We start from the raw sequence: 17,809 nt of genomic DNA on the forward strand, positions 1-17,809 counted from the left end.
CACCATGGCACTGATAACGCTGAGACAACTTCTGGATCACGCCGCCGAGAACGCCTACGGCGTGCCCGCCTTCAACATCAACAACATGGAGCAGGGCCTGGCCATCATGAAGGCGGCAGAGGCCTGCGACGCCCCGGTCATCCTGCAGGCCAGCCGCGGCGCGCGCTCCTATGCCGGCGACATCATGCTGCGCCACATGGTCGAGGCGCTGTGCGAGATGTATCCCGACATCCACGTCGTGCTGCACCAGGATCACGGCAACAACGACGCCACCTGCCTCTCGGCGATCCGTCACGGCTTCACCAGCGTGATGATGGACGGCTCGCTCGAAGAGGACATGAAGACGCCCGCGAGCTTCGAGTACAACGTCGAGATCACCCGCCGTGTCACCACCGCCGCCCATGCGGTCGGCGCCTCGGTCGAGGGCGAGCTGGGCGTGCTGGGCTCGCTGGAAAGCGGCGAGGCCGCGGCCGAGGACGGCTCGGGCGCCGAGGGCAAGCTGTCGCACGACCAGCTGCTGACCGACCCCGACCAGGCGATGGAGTTCGTCATGGCGACCAGGTGCGACGCGCTCGCCATCGCCTGCGGCACCTCGCACGGGGCCTACAAGTTCACCCGCCAGCCCGACGGCGAGATCCTGTCGATGGAGACCATTCGCCGGATCAACGAGAAGCTGCCGAACACGCACCTCGTGATGCACGGCTCGTCGAGCGTGCCGCAGTACCTGCAGGATCTCATCAACGAGAATGGCGGGCACATGCCGCAGACCTGGGGCGTACCGGTCGAGGAGATCGAGCGCGGCATCGCCATGGGCGTGCGCAAGGTCAACATCGACACCGACTGCCGCATGGCGATGACCGGCCAGTTCCGCCGCGTGGCCACCGAGAAGCCCGAGGAGTTCGACCCGCGCAAGTTCACCATCCCCGCGATGGAAGAGCTCACGGCGCTCTGCCGCGACCGGTTCGAACGCTTCGGCACCGCCGGCCAGAGCGCGAAGATCAAGCCCGTCTCGCTCGACGAGATGGCGCGCCGCTACGCAAGCGGTGCGCTCGACCCCCAGATTGCCGCGGCCCGGGCCGCCTGACGACATCCAGAGGAGGAGAAAACCATGCTGGACAACGCAAAGACCGTTACCGACGCCAAGAAGCGCTACAGCGCGGGCGTGATGAAATATGCCCAGATGGGCTACTGGGAGCCGGACTACACCCCCAAGGACACCGACATCATCGCGCTCTTCCGCATCACCCCGCAGGATGGCGTGGACGAGGTGGAAGCGGCGGCGGCCGTCGCGGGCGAGTCCTCCACGGCGACCTGGACGGTGGTATGGACCGACCGTCTGACCGCCTGCGACAAGTACCGCGCCAAGGCCTACCGCGTGGACCCGGTGCCCAACAGCCCCGGCGAGTTCTTCGCCTACATCGCCTATGATCTCGACCTGTTCGAGCCGGGCTCGATCGCCAACCTGACGGCCTCGATCATCGGCAACGTCTTCGGCTTCAAGCCGCTGAAGGCCCTGCGGCTCGAGGACATGCGCCTGCCCGTGGCCTACGTGAAGACCTTCCAGGGGCCGGCGACGGGCATCGTGGTGGAACGCGAGCGGCTCAACGCCTATGGTCGCCCGCTGCTGGGCGCCACGGTGAAGCCGAAGCTGGGGCTTTCGGGCCGCAACTACGGCCGCGTGGTCTACGAGGCGCTGAAGGGCGGGCTCGACTTCACCAAGGACGACGAGAACATCAACTCGCAGCCCTTCATGCACTGGCGCGACCGGTTCCTCTACTGCATGGAAGCGGTGAACCGCGCCTCGGCTGCGACCGGCGAGGTGAAGGGGACCTATCTCAACGTCACAGCCGGCACGATGGAGGAGATGTATGCCCGCGCCGAGTTCGCCAAGTCGCTCGGCTCGGTCATCATCATGATCGACCTCGTCATCGGCTACACGGCGATCCAGTCGATGGCGAAATGGGCGCGGGACAACGACATGATCCTGCACCTGCACCGCGCGGGGCATTCGACCTACACCCGCCAGCGCAGCCATGGTGTCAGCTTCCGCGTCATCGCCAAGTGGATGCGCCTCGCCGGCGTCGACCACCTGCACGCGGGCACGGTCGTGGGCAAGCTCGAGGGCGACCCGGCCACCACCAAGGGCTACTACGACATCTTCCGCGAGGAATATAACCCGATGGCGCTGGAGAACGGCGTGTTCTTCGACCAGGACTGGGCCTCGCTGAACAAGATGATGCCGGTGGCCTCGGGCGGCATCCATGCCGGCCAGATGCACCAGCTGCTCACCTACCTCGGCGAAGACGTGGTGCTGCAGTTCGGCGGCGGCACCATCGGCCACCCGCACGGCATCGCGGCGGGGGCGACGGCGAACCGCGTGGCGCTCGAGGCGATGGTCTTTGCCCGCAACGCCGGCCGCGACATCTGGAACGAGGGCGAGGACATCCTGCGCGATGCCGCCCGCACCTGCACGCCGCTGAAGCAGGCGCTGGACACGTGGAAGGACGTGACCTTCGACTACGCCTCGACCGACGCGCCCGACTTCGCGCCGACGCCCGAAGTGTCCGCCTGACCCAGCCCCGGGTGGGCAGCATTGCCCACCCTACCCCGTGACCCTCATACCGAAAGGACCAACCCCATGCGACTGAGACAGGGCCAGTTCAGCTTTCTTCCCGACCTCACCGACGACGACATCCGCACCCAGGCGCAATACGCCATCGACCAGGGCTGGGCGGTGTCGGTCGAATACACCGACGATCCGCACCCCCGGAACAGCTACTGGGAGATGTGGGGCCACCCGATGTTCGACAACCGCGACGCCGCCGCCGTGGTCTTCGAGGTGAACGAGTGCCGCAAGGAGCACGGCTCGAAATACATCCGGGTGCTTGCCTTCGACGCCACCGCCGGATGGGAATCGATCCGCATGAGCTTCATCGTCAACCGCCCCGCCGAGGAGCCGGGCTTCCGCGTGGTACGGCAGGAGGCCGAGGGACGCTCGATCCGCTACACCATCGAGAGCTACGCCATGCGCGAGCCAGAGGGCGCACGCTACGCCTGAGCCGTCGCGCCTGCCGCGACCTCCGGACCGGGGGCTTTGCGCCCCCGGACCCCCGCAGGATATTTTCAGCCAGAAGAAGACAGGGAGCCCGCCTCATGAATGCCGAGACACAGATTCCGACGACGGTGGATCTTGCCGCCTCCTACGAGGAGTCCGGCGTGCGGGACGTGCTGCGCGAGCTCGACGAGACGCTGATCGGCCTTGCCCCGGTGAAGAAGCGCATCAAGGAAACCGCGGCGCTGCTGCTGGTCGACCGGGCGCGGCGCGAGATGGGACTCGCCACCGAGACGCCGACCCTGCACATGAGCTTCACCGGCAACCCCGGCACCGGCAAGACCACGGTGGCGCTGAAGATCGCCGACCTGCTGCACCGGCTGGGCTACGTCCGCAAGGGCCACCTGGTGACGGTGACGCGCGACGATCTCGTGGGGCAATACATCGGTCACACCGCGCCGAAGACCAAGGAGGTGCTGAAGAAGGCGATGGGCGGCGTGCTGTTCATCGACGAGGCCTATTACCTCTACCGCCCCGAGAACGAACGCGATTACGGCCAGGAAGCCATCGAGATCCTGCTTCAGGTGATGGAGAACAACCGCGACGATCTTGTCGTGGTGCTGGCGGGCTACGCCGACCGCATGGACCGGTTCTTCGAGTCGAACCCGGGCTTCCGGTCGCGGGTCGCCCATCACATCGAGTTTCCCGACTACAGCGACGACGAGCTCGCGCAGATCTCGGAGACGATGCTCGGCGAGCAGAATTACGTCTTTGACGCGGGTGGCAAGCGTGCGATGGAGGAGTATATCGGCAAGCGGCGCGCGCAGCCGCATTTCGCCAATGCGCGCTCCATCCGCAATGCGCTCGACCGGGCGCGGCTGCGGCAGGCCAACCGGCTGTTCGAAACCGCGGACGGCCCGCTCGACGCGACGGCGCTGAGCACGATCACCGAGGCGGACATCCGCCCGAGCCGCGTCTTTGCCGGAGGGCTGGGCGCGGACCGCGCGCAAGAGGAGACCAGCGCATGAGCTTCGACCGTTCGATCAAGATCGCCCCGTCGATCCTTTCGGCCGATTTCGCCAATTTCGGTGCCGAGATCCGCGCCATCGAGGCGCAGGGCGCCGACTGGGTGCATGTCGACGTGATGGACGGGCATTTCGTGCCCAACCTGACCTTCGGCCCGCCGGCGGTTAAGGCCTTCCGGCCGCACGTGAAGACCTTCATGGACGTGCACCTGATGATCGCGCCCGTCGATCCCTACATCGAGGCCTATGCCGAGGCGGGCGCCGACATGATTACCGCCCATGTCGAGGCCGGGCCGCACATCCACCGCACCCTGCAGGCGATCAAGGCGCAGGGCGTGAAGGCCGGCGTGGTGCTGAACCCGGGCACCCCCGCCGAGGCCGTGGCCGACGTGCTCGACCTCTGCGACATGGTGCTCATCATGACGGTGAACCCCGGCTTCGGCGGGCAGAAGTTCATCCATTCCGGCGTCGAGAAGACCCGCAAGATGCGGCAGATGATCGGCGACCGCCCGATCCACATCCAGATCGACGGCGGCATCACCCCCGAGACCGCGCCGCTGGTGGCCGAGGCCGGGGCCGACGTGCTCGTCGCGGGGTCGGCGGTGTTCAAGGGCGGCTCGGTCGACACACCCGAGGTCTACGGCGCGAACATGCGGGCGATCCGCGACGCCGCCGAGGGCGCGCGGGCAGAGGCGGCCTGATCCCATGCCGGTGATGCCTCCCGTCTGCAACTTCGGCTGGCCGGCGCCGGGCTTCTCGCTGCCCGGCACCGACGACCGGACTTACACCTACGCGGATATCGCCGGGCCGAAGGGCACGCTGGTGATGTTCATCTGCAACCACTGCCCCTACGTGCTTGCGGTGATCGACCGCATCATCCGCGACGCCCGTGACCTGCAGCGGCTGGGCATCGGTGTCGCGGCGATCAGCGCGAACGATGCCGAGAGCTACCCGCAGGACAGCTTCGAGAACATGCGGAAGATGGCCGCCGAGAAGGCGTTCCCGTTCCCCTACCTCTACGACGAGGGACAGGGCGTGGCGCGTGCCTACGATGCCGCCTGCACGCCGGATTTCTTCGGCTTCGACGCCTCGGGCGGGCTGCAGTACCGCGGTCGGCTCGACGCCTCGCGCCGTGAGGCCGGCCCCGCCGACCTGCGCCGCGATCTTTACGAGGCGATGCGCCAGGTGGCCGAGACCGGGCACGGCCCGCGGGAACAGATCCCCTCGATGGGCTGCTCGATCAAGTGGAAGGCGGCCTAGACGCCGCCCGGAAAGGAGCCTTCATGAAAGTCGTGATCTTCGATCTCGACGGCACGCTGATCGACAGCGCGCCGGACCTGCACCGGGCGGCCAACCTCGTGCTGCAGAGCGAGGGCCTGCCGGCCATCAGTTTCGAACAGGCCCGCAGCTTCATCGGCCACGGCGCCGCGGACCTGATGCGCAAGGTGATGCGCGCGTCGGGGCTCGGGGACGATGCCGGGGAACACGCGCGACTGCTGGCGAAGTTCATGGGGCATTACGAGGGCGAGCCGGGGCTTACCACGCTCTACCCCGGGGTGGTGGATGCGCTCGCGCGGCTCGAGGCGATGGGCTGCACCATGGGGCTGTGCACCAACAAGCCCGAGCAGCCGACCCGTATCGCGCTGCGCCACTTCGGGCTCGACCGCTACATGCAGGCCGTGGCCAGCGGCGACACGCTGCCGCAGCGCAAGCCCGATCCGGCGCCGCTGCATCACGTCGCACGCGCGCTCGCCGACGGCACCGCGCTTTACGTCGGCGACAGCGAGGTCGACGCCGAGACCGCCGAGCGCGCCGGGATACCCTTCGCGATCTACACCGAGGGCTATCGCAAGACCCCGCTCGAGGCGCTGCCGCACGCCCATGCCTTCGACCACTGGGACCGCCTGCCCGATATCGTCGCGGCGCATTTCGCCGACGCCGTGGCATGACGCTGCGGGCGCTACTCTTCGATGTCGACGGCACGCTCGCCGAGACCGAGGAAGCGCACCGGCAGGCCTTCGACGAGACCTTTGCGGCGGAGGGCCTGGACTGGCGCTGGAGCCGCGACGACTACCGCCGCCTGCTGCGGACCACCGGCGGCAAGGAGCGCATCCGCGCGTATCTCGCCGAGACGGGCGCGCCGGGCGATGCGGTCGACGTGGCCGCCCTGCACGCCGAGAAGACGGCGCGCTACGTCAGCCTGCTCGAACGCGGCGGGCTGGAGTTGCGCGAGGGCGTTGCCGAGTTGATGGACGCAGGCCGCACGGCCGGCCTGCGGCTTGCCATCGCCACGACCACCAGCCGGCCGAACGTGGAGGCGCTCTGCCGCTGCTGCTGGGGCCGGCCCGCCGAAGAGATGTTCGAGGTGATCGCCGCCGGTGACGAGGTCGCCGCGAAGAAGCCCGCGCCCGATGTCTACACGCTTGCGCTGGCGCGGCTCGGGATCGCCGCCGAGGCGGCGCTCGCGCTCGAGGACAGCCGCAACGGCGTTCTGGCGGCTCGGGCAGCGGGGCTGCGCGTCATCGTCCGGCCTTCGATCTACACCATCGGCGAGGATTTCGCCGGGGCCGAGACGGTGGCCTCGCTCGCCCCCGCCGACCTGCCCCGCGACTTGCACGAAATGCTGTCGGTCCGCACCTGAGCCGTGACCGGGCCGATGCTCAGGGGGCGGGCTTCACGGCGACGAGGTCGATCAGCGCCGAGCGGCCCACGTGGCCCGTGCCTTCGCTGAGTTCGGCCTCGTAGCTTTCGAGCTCGCGGATCTCCATGTCGCCGAAGGCCTCCTGCAGGAGCTCGGGGGTGTAGAGGTTCTCGAGCACCTTCGGCCCGCCGGTGCCGTGGTCGAGCTGCTTCGGCGTGTAGCCGTGCAGCAGCAGCACACCTCCGGGCTTCAGTGCCCGTTTCATCCGTTCGAAGAGGCGCGGACGCAGGTCGGGGCCGGCGAACTGGATGAAGATACCGACCACGAGATCATAGGCCGCTTCGGGCCAGCCCCACGTCTCGATGTCGCCGACCTCGTAGCGCACGTTCACTCCCGCCTCGGCCGCGAGCGCCCGGGCCTTTTCGACGGCGCTGGGCGCGTAGTCGAACCCCGTCACCTCAAGCCCCTTCTGCGCGAGGAAGACCGAGTTGCGGCCCTCGCCGTCAGCCACCGACAGCGCCTTTGCGCCCGGCGTCAGGCACGCCTCGTGCGTCTTCAGGAACCGGGCCGGGGCGCGGCCGAACAGGTAATCGTCGGTGTCGTAGCGCTCTTCCCACATGTGCAAACCTCGCGATGTTTCCACATGAGCTAGGCGGCCGTACCGACCCCGACAAGGCAGGGCTTGCAACTTGACGCACCGGAATGTCATTTGACCGGACGCCCGCGGATCGTCCTGATGCCGGGCAATCCGCCGGCCCGTCCGGCTCCGCTGGGAGAGAGACATGAAAGCCACGCTCATCGCCGCCGCGACCTCGCTCACGCTCGCGCTGCCCGCGGCCGCAGCCGACCCCGATCCCGCCGACTGGGACGCGGTCGTCGAGGCGGCACAGGGCCAGACCGTCTACTGGAACGCATGGGGCGGCTCGGACGTGGTCAACGACTACATCGCCTGGGTGGGCGAGCAGGCCGCCGAGCAGCGCGTGACGCTCGAGCACGTGAAGCTCACCGACACCGCCGAGGCGGTGAGCCGGGTGCTCGCCGAGAAGACCGCCGGGCGCGACGACGACGGCGGCATCGACCTCATCTGGATCAACGGCGAGAATTTCGCTGCGATGAAGGAGCAGGAGCTGCTCTTCGGTCCCTGGGCCGAGGACCTGCCGAACCGCGACCTGACCGATCCCGCCAACGACGCGCTGAGCGCCGATTTCACAGTCCTCACCGAGGGACTCGAAAGCCCGTGGGGCGCGGCGCAGCTGGTCTTCTACCACGACAGCGCGCGCCTGCCCGAACCGCCGCGCTCGATGGAGGCGCTGCTCGACTGGCTGCGCGACAACCCCGGACGTTTCGCCTTTCCGCAGCCGCCGGATTTCCTTGGCTCGACATTTCTCAAGCAGGCGCTGATCGAGCTCACGCCGACGCCCGACGCGCTGGCCCACCCGGTGACCAAGGCCGACTACGAGACCGCCACCGGCCCGCTCTGGGACTTCATGGACGACCTCACGCCGCTGCTCTGGCGGCAGGGCCGCGCCTATCCGCAGAACGCCGCGCGGCTCATCCAGCTGATGGCCGACAACGAGATCGACATCGGCTTCGAGTTCAACCCAAACGCCGCGTCGAACGCCATCGCCAACGGACAGCTGCCCGACACCGTGCGCAGCCACCTGCACGAGGACGGCACGCTCGGCAACGCGAGCTTCGTCGCCATCCCCTACAACGCCTCCGCCAAGGCCGGCGCGATGGTGGTGGCCAACATCCTGCTGTCACCCGAGGCGCAGGCCCGCATGGCCGACCCCGATGTCTGGGGGCTCGGCACGGTGCTCGACCTCGAGCGGCTCGCGCCGGAAGACCGGGCGCGCTTCGACGAGATCGATTTTGGCCCCGCCACCCTCACGCCGGACGAGCTGGGCACGCCCCTGCCCGAGCCGCATCCCTCGTGGATGGAACGGCTCGAGGAGGACTGGACGTCGCGCTACGGTGTCTCCCAGTGACCTGCCCGGTGAACGCCCAGCGATCTGCCCAGTGACGTGACACCGCTCCGGTTCGCCCCGGCCCTGACGCTTGTCGTGATGCTCGGCCCCGTGCTTGCGGGGCTGGCGGGCACGCTGTTGCCTGCCTTCGGCATCATGCCGGCGCTGGGGCGGGCCGAGCCGACGCTGGCCGCCTTCGAGGCGCTGGCGGGCTGGCCGGGGCTGCCGCGCGCGGTCGGCCAGAGCCTTGGCTCCGGCCTGATCGCCACCGCGCTCGCGCTGGTCGTCACCATGCTGATCTGCGCCGGCTGGCAGGGCACCCGCGCCTTCGGCTGGCTCGAACGGGCGCTGTCGCCGCTGCTGTCGGTGCCGCATGCCGCCGCCGCCTTCGGGCTGGCCTTTCTCATCGCGCCCTCGGGCTGGATCGCCCGTGCGCTCGCGCCACTTGCCGGCTGGGAGCGGCCTCCCGACCTGCTGATCGTGCAGGACCCGCTCTGCCTGTCGCTGATCGCCGGGCTGGTGGTGAAGGAGGTGCCATTCCTGCTGCTGATGACCCTCGCCGCGCTGCCCGCGCTGCGCCCCGGGCAGAGCCTGAACACCGCGCGGGCGCTCGGCTACGGGCGCAGCACGGGCTGGCTCAAGACGATCTTCCCGAGGCTCTACCCGCAGATCCGGCTGCCGCTCTACGCGGTGCTCGCCTATTCCATGAGCGTGGTCGACGTGGCGATGATCCTCGGTCCGAACACGCCGCCGACGCTGTCGGTGCAGGTGTTGCGCTGGATGAACGACCCGGACCTCGACATGCGCCTGCAGGCCGCCGCCGGCGCGGTGCTGCAACTGGTGCTGACCGTCGCGGCGCTGGGGCTGTGGCGGCTTGGCGAGATGGTCATCGCCCGTCTGGGCCACGGCTGGCTCGAAAGCGGTGCGCCCGGTCCGCATGACGGCGCGCTGCGCGGTGCGGCGCTCGTTCTGGGCACGCTCTGCGCGGCGGCGGTGTTCCTCGGCCTCGCGGCGCTGGCGGTCTGGTCGGTCGCCGGCTTCTGGGGCTTTCCCGCGTTCCTGCCAGATGCGTTCACCCTGAAAAGCTGGATGCGCCAAGGCCCGGCGCTGCTGTCCCCGGCGCTGCAGACCGCCACCATCGCGCTCGCCGCCGTGGCCGTGGCGCTGGTGCTGGTGACCGCCTGCCTCGAGGCCGAGGACCGCTTCGGCCTGCGCCCCTCCACCCGCGCGCTCTGGCTGCTCTACCTGCCGCTCATCGTGCCGCAGATCGCCTTCCTGCCGGGGTTGCAGATCCTCGCGCTGGTGAGCGGGGTCGATGGCACGCGGGCGGCGGTGATCGCGGTGCACGTGGTCTTCGTGCTGCCCTATGTTTTCCTGTCGCTGTCGGACCCGTGGCGGGCGTGGGACCGGCGCCACGCAACCGTTGCACGAGCCCTTGGCGCGGGGCCGTCGGGCGTGTTCTGGCGCGTGCGGCTGCCGATGATGCTGCGCCCGCTGCTCACCGCCGCCGCCATCGGCTGCGCGGTCTCGGTGGGGCAGTTCCTGCCCACCCTGTTGCTCGGCGCTGGCCGTGTGCCCACGCTCACCACCGAGGCCGTGGCGCTGGCCTCGGGCGGGGCGCGGCGGGTGATCGGGGTGACGGCGCTGGCCCAGACCGCCGCCGCCTTCCTGCCCTTCGCGCTGGCGCTGCTGGTGCCGGCGCTGGTGTGGCGCAACCGGAGAGGACTGCGACATGGCTGAGGGGCTGATCCTCGATGACCTCCGCATCGCGCAAGGCGCGCGCATGCTCGTCGCGCTGAACGAGGCCGTCGGCCCCGGCGAGGTGCTGACGGTGATGGGCCCCTCGGGCTCGGGCAAGTCGACGCTGCTCGCGGCGATCACCGGCACGCTCGCGCCGGCCTTCGCGCTGAGCGGCCGGGTGCTGCTTGACGGGCGGGACATCACCGCCCTGCCCCCCGAGTCCCGGCGCACCGGCATCCTGTTCCAGGACGAGCTGCTGTTTCCGCATCTTTCGGTGGGTGGAAACCTCGCCTTCGGCCTGCCACGCGCGGTGCGCGGACGGGCGGCGCGGCGGGCGCGGGTCGAGGAGGCTCTCGCCGAGGTCGGGCTGGCCGGTTTCGCGGGGCGCGATCCGGCGACGCTGTCAGGGGGCCAGAAGGCCCGCGTGGCGCTGATGCGCACCCTGCTGGCCGCGCCCCGCGCGCTGCTGCTCGACGAGCCGTTCTCGCGGCTCGACGCGCATCTGCGCGACCAGGTCCGCCGGCTGGTCTTCGACCGCGCCCGCGCGGACCGGCTGCCGGTGCTGCTGGTGACCCATGACGCCGAAGATGCCGCCGCGGCGGGCGGGCGGGTGATCCGCCTGGACCCTGAGGCGCCCTAGCCGGTCCGGCCCGATTAGCCCGTCTGGCCTGCCGGGTCGCTGCGCTTCAGCCGGTCCTCGAGATCCTTGGCGTATTCCGCCATCTTCACGCGGAACTTCTTCTCGATACTGCCGCGCGCAAGCTTCATCGACTGCACGACAAGCCGCGCCGAGAGCGTCTTGGGCTTGAGCTCGATCGCCAGCCCGACCCGCGTGCGGGTGCGCGAGAGCGCCATGAAATCAACGACCGTGATCGCCTCGAGCCCGCCGATCACGGTGCGATAGGTCATCGCGTTGGGCGGATCGTAGTCGATGAGCGTGATGTCGGCCTCGCGCGCGCGGCCCCGGAAGCGGAAGTCGGCGTGCCAGGACATGCCCTCGGCCGGCGCGGCCGGATCGCCCGAGACCTGCCGCACGTCGACGCCACGGCGCATGATGAGACGCTCCATCTGCTCGAAATCCGTCGCCTCGGCAAAGACCCGGTCGAGCGGCGCCTCGATATCCTCGCGTGTGGAAAGCTCCATCTGCCCCGTCCCCGTCGTTCAGGTTGTTGTTTGAGGCTACCTTCGCGTCAATCCAGCCGGTCCGCAAGCCAGTTGCGCAGCAGGAAATGCGCGATCGAGCCTCTGCGCGCGGGGTGAAGCCCCGGGTGCTCGCCGGCGAAGGCGGTCACCAGTTCCTCGCGGCTGACCCACCGCGCGGTCTCGATCTCGACCGGGTCGATCTCGATCTCGTCGCTTTCGGCAAGGCCGTGACAGCCGATCATCAGCGAGGCCGGGAACGGCCACGGCTGGCTGGCGAGATAGCGCACGGGCCCGACGCGCACGCCGGATTCCTCGTGCACCTCGCGGCGCACGGCGGCCTCGAGGGTCTCGCCCGGCTCGACGAAGCCCGCGAGACAGGAATACATGCCCTCGGGCCAGCCGTGCGAGCGCCCGAGCAGGCAGGAATTTCCCCGGGTGATCAGCATGATGACCACCGGGTCGGTGCGCGGGAAATGAGAGGCGCCACAGCTGCGGCAGACGCGCTGCCAGCCGGCCTGCGTCACGTCGCTTTCAGCACCGCAGCGGGCGCAGAACCCGTGCGTCGCATGCCACGAGAACAGCCCCCGCGCGGTCGCCGCCAGCTCCGCGTCTCGCGGAGCCAACCGCGTCAGCAACGCCCGCAGTTCGACGAAAACCTCGTCCTCGGCACAGGCCGGGTGATGCTGCTCGCTGGTGTCGGTGAAACCGCCCGGCTCGGCCTGACCGTCCCCGGGCTCCCAGCCCGACAGGTCATGCGCGAAGATCGCCGCCCCGCTTTCCTCGCGGCCGAGAAACAGCGGCGTGCCGCGGGCCTCGGCCAGCACCGGGTGATCGAGCGGCAGCCGGCAGGCCGCATCGTCCGAGATCAGCAGCTTGCCGCGCCACAGCGCCAGCGTGCGGGTCTCCGGCGCCTGCATCAGCGCGGCCATGGCGGGGATGTCGCCGCGCAGCTCTGCCGCGCGATCCAGCCCCGATCCCCCGAAGGTCACCTCTTCCGCGTGTCGCATCCATCGTTCTCCTTTGCGGCGGCACAAGCCATGGCACGGCCACCGGGGCGTGGCAAATCGGTTTCAACCTGCGGGCAAATCGCGCGTATCGTTCTTGCGAAGGTTGCGCGACGCGACGTCACCCTCCCCTTGTCGCAGGTCTGTTGGAAAACTCCCGCAAAGACGACGCGCACGAGACAAGGAGAGCCCGCATGGCCCGCACCCGACATCCAGACCTGACCCGCCGCTCGTTCCTGGCGGGCACCGCCGCGGGCTCTGCCTTGATCGCGCTTCACCCCTATTCCGCCAATGCCGCGGGCAACCAGGCGCATCTGCGGATCATGGAGACCACCGACCTTCACGTGCACGTCCGCCCCTACGACTACTACGCCGACAAGCCGGTCGACACGGTCGGCCTGTCGCGCACGGCAAGCATCATCAACGATATCCGCGCCGAGGCGACGAACACCATGCTCGTCGACAACGGCGACTACCTTCAGGGCAACCCGATGGGCGATTACGTCGCCTACGAGCGTGGCATGAAAGAGGGCGACACCCACCCGGTGATCGACGCGATGAACGTACTCGGCTTCGACGCCGCGACCATCGGCAACCACGAGTTCAACTACGGGCTCGACTTCCTGAAGAAGGCCACGGCGGGCGCCAACTTTCCCGTCGTGCTGGCCAACATCGCCACCGAGACCGGCAGCGGCCCGCGCGGCGACAGGACGCTTTTCAAGCCCTACGTGATCCTCGACCGCGAGGTCACCGACGGCGCCGGCAACACCCACCCGATCCGCGTCGGCGTCATCGGTTTCACCCCGCCGCAGGTGATGAACTGGGATCGCAAGCACCTCGAGGGCAACGTGCAGGCCCGCGACATCGTCGAGACAGCCGAGGCATGGGTGCCGCAGATCCTCGAGGAAGGCGCCGACATCGTCGTGGCGCTCAGCCATTCGGGCATCGGCTCGGCCGACCACACCGAGGGCATGGAGAACGCCAGCGTGCCGCTCGCCGGCGTCGAGGGCATCGACGCGGTGATGACCGGCCACAGCCACCTTGTCTTCCCCTCGCCCACCTACGCGGGCTTTGCCGCCGTCGACGCGGAGAAAGGCACGCTGCACGGCAAGCCCGCCGTGATGGGCGGCTTCTGGGGCTCGCACATGGGGCTCATCGACCTGCTGCTCGAGCGCGACGGCAACGGCTGGCGCGTGGTCTCGGCCGAGACCGAGGCGCGGCCCATCGCGAAGCGCAACGAGGACCGGTCGGTCACCGCGCTGGTCGAGGACGATCCCGAGATCATCGCTGCCTCGCAGGAGGCCCACGAGGCGACGCTCGCCTATGTCCGGCGCGCCGTTGGCAAGACCTCGGCGCCGCTGCACTCCTATTTCGCGCTGGTGGCCGATGACCCCTCGGTGCAGATCGTGTCGAATGCGCAGAAATGGTACATCGAGCAGATGCTGGCCGAGACCGAGTACGCGGACCTGCCGGTCCTCTCGGCGGCGGCACCGTTCAAGGCCGGCGGTCGCGGCGGGCCGGAGTATTACACCGACGTCCCCGCGGGCGACATCGCGATCAAGAACGTGGCCGATCTCTACCTCTACCCCAACACCGTGCGTGCGGTGAAGGTGACCGGCAAGCAGGTGCGCGACTGGCTCGAGCGCTCGGCGGGCATGTTCAACCGGATCGAACCGGGCGCCGAGGATGCGCCGCTGCTGAACCCCGATTTCCCCAGCTACAATTTCGACGTGATCGACGGGGTGAACTACCGGATCGACCTGTCGGAGCCCTCGAAATTCACCTCGGACGGCGAGATCGCGCACCCGGAGGCCAACCGGATCAAGGACCTGACCATCGACGGCGCGCCCCTGGCGGACGACATGGAGGTGGTGATCGCGACCAACAACTACCGGGCGTCGGGCGGCGGCAGCTTCCCCGGCACCGGCGACACGGTCATCTTCGAGGCGCCGGACACCAACCGCGACGTCATCGTCCGCTACATCGTCGAGCAGGGCACCATCGACCCTGCCGCCGACGGCAACTGGTCGTTCGTGCCGATGGAGGACACCACCGTGCTCTTCGAGACCGGCCCGACGGCAGAGCAATACATCGACGCGCTGGACACGCTCGACATCAGCGCGGCCGGGCAGTCCGAGGACGGCTTCGCGCTCTACCGCATCACGCTCTAGGTCGTTCGCGCGCGGCACCGGCTGCGCGCACGGGGTTGCGAATCCATCGCAGGTTCCCTAGATGAGGGCTCGAGAGGTTGGCGCGGGCAAGCGCCTCGCCAACCCGGTCAGGTCCGGAAGGAAGCAGCCGTAACGAGCCCCGCTTGGGTCGTTGTCCAGCCTCTCACTTCAGCGCCGTGCGCCTCTCGCATGGCCATGCGCTGATGAACGGGCGGCGCAGCCGTCTTCCCCGACAAGATGTTGCTGCCGGTTCCGGCGTGGGGCGAGATGTTTCGCAAGAAAGATCTCGCTGCCAGGAGAACGGCGCGGCAGACCGAGATTTTTCATTCGAAAAATCTTCGCTGAAGAAAATTCGTCCGAATTTTCTTGCGCGGTCACTCGGCATGGCGCTGGAAAACCGCCGCCTGGCGTCGGGCCGCCATGGCCCAGCCCATCTGCGCCTCTGTCTCGATCGCGCAGGGCCGCACCGCGCGAAGCCGCGCCAGCGCCTCGTCCGGCGCGTCGCCCGCCTCGATCATCAACCTCAGCGCCACCATCCCCGAGCGGCCGCAGCCCCCCCGGCAATGCAGCAGGACCCGACCGCCGCCGAGCAGCGCATGGCGGACGAATCCGCTCACGGCGGGCCAGCGTCCGATGACATCCTCGCCCGGCACACCGTAGTCCGGGATCGGAAGATGCTCCCACCGTGCGCCGTGATCCTGCACATGCTGGCCGATCTGCAGGGCGTCCACCTCGATAAGCTCCTCGGCGGTTACCAGCGAGATCACCAGCGCCGGCCGCCATTCGTCGATGTGTAGCAGGTCGCCCTCCACGTCGCCGCCCGCTCCGGGCATCGGCGAGATGGCGAGGATACCGCCCGATACGGGAAGTGCATGGATGATCATGCGCGGGCCGCCTCCATCCTTCGCTGCGCGGGCACATCGCGATGTGAGGCGGACACTGGCACCGACAGGTCAGCGGCTGAAAGACGACAAGCGAGGTAGACCGCCACCCGACCGGTTTCGCTGCAGGTCGCTTGCAACCTGCAGCTCCCCCCGCCGATGTCACGGCGAATGCGCGCACGCCCTGACCGCATGACCTGCTCTCCCCTCGAAACCTCGGTCGATGATACCGTTCCGCCTCCGCACCGTTAAGGCAAAATGACGTCGCACCGGTGCAGACCTTCGTCGCGCCGCGCGCCGCGCGTTCCGTCTGTTTTCGCCCGGGGCCGGTTTACCTCGACCCGCCGGGCGCATACCTTGGCAGCGACCCCTTCTCGTCACAGGCCCCCGAATGACCGACAGCCCCAAGTACCAGGTTCTCGCCCGCAAGTACCGACCCGAGACCTTCGCCGATCTCGTCGGGCAGGATGCCATGGTGCGCACCCTCAAGAACGCCTTCAAGGCCGGGCGCATCGCGCAGGCCTTCATCATGACGGGCATCCGGGGCACCGGGAAGACCACCACCGCGCGGATCATCGCCAAGGGCATGAACTGCATCGGGCCCGACGGCGAGGGCGGGCCCACGACGGAACCCTGCGGCGAATGCGAGCACTGCCGCGCGATCATGGACGGGCGCCACGTCGACGTGATGGAAATGGACGCCGCGTCGAACACCGGCGTCGGCGACATCCGCGAGATCATCGACAGCGTGCACTACCGGGCGGCCAGCGCGCGCTACAAGATCTACATCATCGACGAGGTGCACATGCTGTCCACCTCGGCCTTCAACGCGCTGCTCAAGACGCTCGAGGAGCCGCCTGCGCACGTCAAGTTCATCTTCGCCACCACCGAGATCCGCAAGGTGCCGGTAACGGTGCTGTCGCGCTGCCAGCGCTTCGACCTGCGCCGGATCGAACCCGAGGTGATGATCGGCCTGCTCAAGCGCATCGCCGGCACCGAGAACGCGCAGATCACCGACGACGCTCTGGCGCTCATCACTCGCGCCGCCGAGGGATCTGCCCGCGACGCGACCTCGCTGCTCGACCAGGCGATCAGCCACGGCGCCGGCGAGACCACCGCCGAGCAGGTGCGCGCCATGCTCGGGCTCGCCGACCGGCAGCGGGTCATGGACCTCTTCGAGACGATCATGCGCGGCGATGCGCCCGGCGCGCTGACCGAGCTGTCGGCGCAATATGCCGACGGGGCCGACCCGCTGGCGGTGCTGTGCGACCTTGCCGAGCTCACCCATTGGGTCTCGGTGGTCAAGATCACCCCCGAGGCCGCCGAGGATCCGACGATCTCGCCCGACGAACGTGCCCGCGGCCAGACCCTTGCCGAGACCCTCGGGATGCGGGCGCTGACGCGGATGTGGCAGATGCTGCTCAAGGCGCTCGACGAGGTGGCGCAGGCGCCGAACGCGATGATGGCCGCCGAGATGGCGGTGATCCGGCTCACCCATGTCTCCGAGCTGCCCTCGCCCGAGGAGCTGATCCGAAAGCTGCAGGACACGCCGCCGCCGCCCGCTCCGGGCCCGAACGGCGGTGGCGGCGGCTATGCGCAAGCCCCCGGCGGCGGCAACGCGCAGGCGACCGGCCAGCCGCAGCCCACGCATCCCGGCCCGTCCGGCCCCGTTGCCACGCAGGGCAACGCGGTGCGGGCGGTAGCTGCCGAGAACGCGCTGGCGCGTTTCCCCACCTTCGAGCACGCGGTCGAGCTGATCCGCGCCAACCGCGACATGACTCTCCTGGTCGAGGTCGAGCGCGGCGTGCGCCTCGCGGCCTACCAGCCGGGCCGGATCGAGTTCACGCCTGCCGAGGGCGCCCGGGCCGACCTGGCCCAGCGCCTCGGCAGCGCCCTGCAACGCTGGACCGGCAACCGCTGGGGCGTCTCGGTGGTGAACGGCTGCGACGCGCCGACGATCTACGAGAAGAACAACGCCGCCGAGCTTGCCCTGAAGGCCGAGGCCTCCGAGCATCCGCTTGTCAGGGCCGCGCTCGAGGCCTTTCCGAAGGCGAAGATTCTCGAGATCCGCACCGCCGAGGAGGTTGCGCAGGAAGCCAGCGCCGAAGCCCTGCCCGAGGTCGAGGACGAGTGGGATCCCTTCGAGGAAGACTGACGGCTGCGCCGGGACCGGCGCGGTCGTCCA

The 17,809-nt window shown here is 69.0% G+C and carries 17 protein-coding genes and 1 other RNA gene; 14 read left to right on the plus strand and 4 right to left on the minus strand.

Translation table 11 applies throughout. The features are described from left to right. Positions 1–4 precede the first annotated feature (4 nt). From fba to D6860_RS08875, 8 genes are all read left to right on the plus strand, one after another. Positions 5–1,084, plus strand: a complete 1,080-nt coding sequence (gene fba / locus D6860_RS08840; RefSeq protein ID WP_076623738.1) for a class II fructose-bisphosphate aldolase — start codon at positions 5–7, stop codon at positions 1,082–1,084. Between the two features lie 24 nt (positions 1,085–1,108). Further along, positions 1,109–2,572, plus strand: coding sequence for a form I ribulose bisphosphate carboxylase large subunit (locus D6860_RS08845; RefSeq protein WP_076623737.1), 1,464 nt, complete (start codon positions 1,109–1,111; stop codon positions 2,570–2,572). A 66-nt stretch (positions 2,573–2,638) separates the two neighbouring features. Beyond that, positions 2,639–3,058 (plus strand): ribulose bisphosphate carboxylase small subunit, encoded by a 420-nt coding sequence (locus D6860_RS08850; RefSeq protein WP_017470096.1) that lies wholly within the window; start codon positions 2,639–2,641, stop codon positions 3,056–3,058. 95 nt (positions 3,059–3,153) lie between these two features. Beyond that, entirely contained in the window at positions 3,154–4,080 is a 927-nt protein-coding gene (cbbX, locus tag D6860_RS08855; protein WP_076623736.1) for a CbbX protein, read from the plus strand. Further along, the gene (gene rpe, locus D6860_RS08860) at positions 4,077–4,778 is read left to right on the plus strand and encodes a ribulose-phosphate 3-epimerase (protein ID WP_076623735.1); all 702 of its coding nucleotides are present in this window, start codon (positions 4,077–4,079) and stop codon (positions 4,776–4,778) included. The genes cbbX and rpe overlap by 4 nt, the downstream gene beginning before the upstream one ends. Before the next feature lie 4 nt (positions 4,779–4,782). Continuing rightward, positions 4,783–5,337 carry a thioredoxin family protein gene (locus D6860_RS08865; protein ID WP_076623734.1) on the plus strand — a complete coding sequence of 185 codons (555 nt, stop codon included), beginning with the start codon at positions 4,783–4,785 and terminating at the stop codon, positions 5,335–5,337. 23 nt (positions 5,338–5,360) lie between these two features. Continuing rightward, positions 5,361–6,026: a phosphoglycolate phosphatase gene (gph, locus tag D6860_RS08870; protein ID WP_076623733.1), complete on the plus strand. Its 666-nt coding sequence runs from the start codon at positions 5,361–5,363 to the stop codon at positions 6,024–6,026. After that, positions 6,023–6,718, plus strand: coding sequence for an HAD-IA family hydrolase (locus tag D6860_RS08875; protein WP_076623732.1), 696 nt, complete (start codon positions 6,023–6,025; stop codon positions 6,716–6,718). Before gph ends, D6860_RS08875 begins: the two co-directional genes overlap by 4 nt. Positions 6,719–6,737: 19 nt before the next feature. Here the strand turns inward: D6860_RS08875 and D6860_RS08880 are convergent, their stop codons facing one another. Further along, positions 6,738–7,337, minus strand: coding sequence for an SAM-dependent methyltransferase (locus D6860_RS08880; protein WP_076623731.1), 600 nt, complete (start codon positions 7,335–7,337; stop codon positions 6,738–6,740). Positions 7,338–7,500: 163 nt separating this feature from the next. Here D6860_RS08880 and D6860_RS08885 point away from each other — a divergent pair, with 163 nt between their 5' ends. From D6860_RS08885 to D6860_RS08895, 3 genes are all read left to right on the plus strand, one after another. Continuing rightward, positions 7,501–8,706: an ABC transporter substrate-binding protein gene (locus D6860_RS08885; RefSeq protein WP_076623730.1), complete on the plus strand. Its 1,206-nt coding sequence runs from the start codon at positions 7,501–7,503 to the stop codon at positions 8,704–8,706. 78 nt (positions 8,707–8,784) lie between these two features. Next, positions 8,785–10,425 (plus strand): ABC transporter permease, encoded by a 1,641-nt coding sequence (locus D6860_RS08890; RefSeq protein WP_076625376.1) that lies wholly within the window; start codon positions 8,785–8,787, stop codon positions 10,423–10,425. Beyond that, positions 10,418–11,065, plus strand: a complete 648-nt coding sequence (locus tag D6860_RS08895) for an ATP-binding cassette domain-containing protein (protein ID WP_076623729.1) — start codon at positions 10,418–10,420, stop codon at positions 11,063–11,065. Before D6860_RS08890 ends, D6860_RS08895 begins: the two co-directional genes overlap by 8 nt. A 14-nt stretch (positions 11,066–11,079) precedes the next feature. Here the strand turns inward: D6860_RS08895 and D6860_RS08900 are convergent, their stop codons facing one another. Together D6860_RS08900 and nudC are read right to left on the minus strand one after the other, a co-directional pair. Then, a complete protein-coding gene (locus D6860_RS08900; RefSeq protein WP_076623728.1) occupies positions 11,080–11,568 on the minus strand; it encodes an SRPBCC family protein in 489 nt (162 codons plus the stop codon). Positions 11,569–11,615: 47 nt separating this feature from the next. Continuing rightward, positions 11,616–12,575, minus strand: coding sequence for an NAD(+) diphosphatase (nudC, locus tag D6860_RS08905; protein ID WP_076623727.1), 960 nt, complete (start codon positions 12,573–12,575; stop codon positions 11,616–11,618). A 191-nt stretch (positions 12,576–12,766) separates the two neighbouring features. Between nudC and D6860_RS08910 the strand changes: the two genes are divergently transcribed. Next, positions 12,767–14,743, plus strand: coding sequence for a bifunctional 2',3'-cyclic-nucleotide 2'-phosphodiesterase/3'-nucleotidase (locus D6860_RS08910; RefSeq protein WP_076623726.1), 1,977 nt, complete (start codon positions 12,767–12,769; stop codon positions 14,741–14,743). 70 nt (positions 14,744–14,813) lie between these two features. Then, positions 14,814–14,912: signal recognition particle sRNA small type (ffs, locus tag D6860_RS08915), an RNA gene on the plus strand. A 205-nt stretch (positions 14,913–15,117) separates the two neighbouring features. On the opposite strand, the gene D6860_RS08920 is transcribed toward ffs, so the two are convergent. Continuing rightward, positions 15,118–15,627 (minus strand): phosphatase domain-containing protein, encoded by a 510-nt coding sequence (locus tag D6860_RS08920; protein WP_017468867.1) that lies wholly within the window; start codon positions 15,625–15,627, stop codon positions 15,118–15,120. A gap of 388 nt (positions 15,628–16,015) precedes the next feature. Here D6860_RS08920 and D6860_RS08925 point away from each other — a divergent pair, with 388 nt between their 5' ends. Next, positions 16,016–17,779 (plus strand): DNA polymerase III subunit gamma/tau, encoded by a 1,764-nt coding sequence (locus D6860_RS08925; protein WP_076623725.1) that lies wholly within the window; start codon positions 16,016–16,018, stop codon positions 17,777–17,779. Positions 17,780–17,809: the final 30 nt, after the last annotated feature.

Source organism: Salipiger sp. D13, from assembly GCF_003703915.1.
Lineage (GTDB): Bacteria > Pseudomonadota > Alphaproteobacteria > Rhodobacterales > Rhodobacteraceae > Salipiger > Salipiger profundus.

Excerpts from the sequence above, each read along its gene's own strand:
- nudC (WP_076623727.1), bottom strand. The coding sequence starts at position 12,575 with ATGCGACACGCGGAAGAGGTGACCTTCGGGGGATCGGGGCTGGATCGC.
- D6860_RS08920 (WP_017468867.1), bottom strand. The coding sequence starts at position 15,627 with ATGATCATCCATGCACTTCCCGTATCGGGCGGTATCCTCGCCATCTCG.
- fba (WP_076623738.1), top strand. The coding sequence starts at position 5 with ATGGCACTGATAACGCTGAGACAACTTCTGGATCACGCCGCCGAGAAC.
- D6860_RS08890 (WP_076625376.1), top strand. The coding sequence starts at position 8,785 with ATGCTCGGCCCCGTGCTTGCGGGGCTGGCGGGCACGCTGTTGCCTGCC.
- D6860_RS08850 (WP_017470096.1), top strand. The coding sequence starts at position 2,639 with ATGCGACTGAGACAGGGCCAGTTCAGCTTTCTTCCCGACCTCACCGAC.
- rpe (WP_076623735.1), top strand. The coding sequence starts at position 4,077 with ATGAGCTTCGACCGTTCGATCAAGATCGCCCCGTCGATCCTTTCGGCC.
- D6860_RS08900 (WP_076623728.1), bottom strand. The coding sequence starts at position 11,568 with ATGGAGCTTTCCACACGCGAGGATATCGAGGCGCCGCTCGACCGGGTC.
- D6860_RS08925 (WP_076623725.1), top strand. The coding sequence starts at position 16,016 with ATGACCGACAGCCCCAAGTACCAGGTTCTCGCCCGCAAGTACCGACCC.
- D6860_RS08910 (WP_076623726.1), top strand. The coding sequence starts at position 12,767 with ATGGCCCGCACCCGACATCCAGACCTGACCCGCCGCTCGTTCCTGGCG.
- cbbX (WP_076623736.1), top strand. The coding sequence starts at position 3,154 with ATGAATGCCGAGACACAGATTCCGACGACGGTGGATCTTGCCGCCTCC.
- gph (WP_076623733.1), top strand. The coding sequence starts at position 5,361 with ATGAAAGTCGTGATCTTCGATCTCGACGGCACGCTGATCGACAGCGCG.
- D6860_RS08865 (WP_076623734.1), top strand. The coding sequence starts at position 4,783 with ATGCCGGTGATGCCTCCCGTCTGCAACTTCGGCTGGCCGGCGCCGGGC.
- D6860_RS08875 (WP_076623732.1), top strand. The coding sequence starts at position 6,023 with ATGACGCTGCGGGCGCTACTCTTCGATGTCGACGGCACGCTCGCCGAG.
- D6860_RS08845 (WP_076623737.1), top strand. The coding sequence starts at position 1,109 with ATGCTGGACAACGCAAAGACCGTTACCGACGCCAAGAAGCGCTACAGC.
- D6860_RS08880 (WP_076623731.1), bottom strand. The coding sequence starts at position 7,337 with ATGTGGGAAGAGCGCTACGACACCGACGATTACCTGTTCGGCCGCGCC.
- D6860_RS08895 (WP_076623729.1), top strand. The coding sequence starts at position 10,418 with ATGGCTGAGGGGCTGATCCTCGATGACCTCCGCATCGCGCAAGGCGCG.
- D6860_RS08885 (WP_076623730.1), top strand. The coding sequence starts at position 7,501 with ATGAAAGCCACGCTCATCGCCGCCGCGACCTCGCTCACGCTCGCGCTG.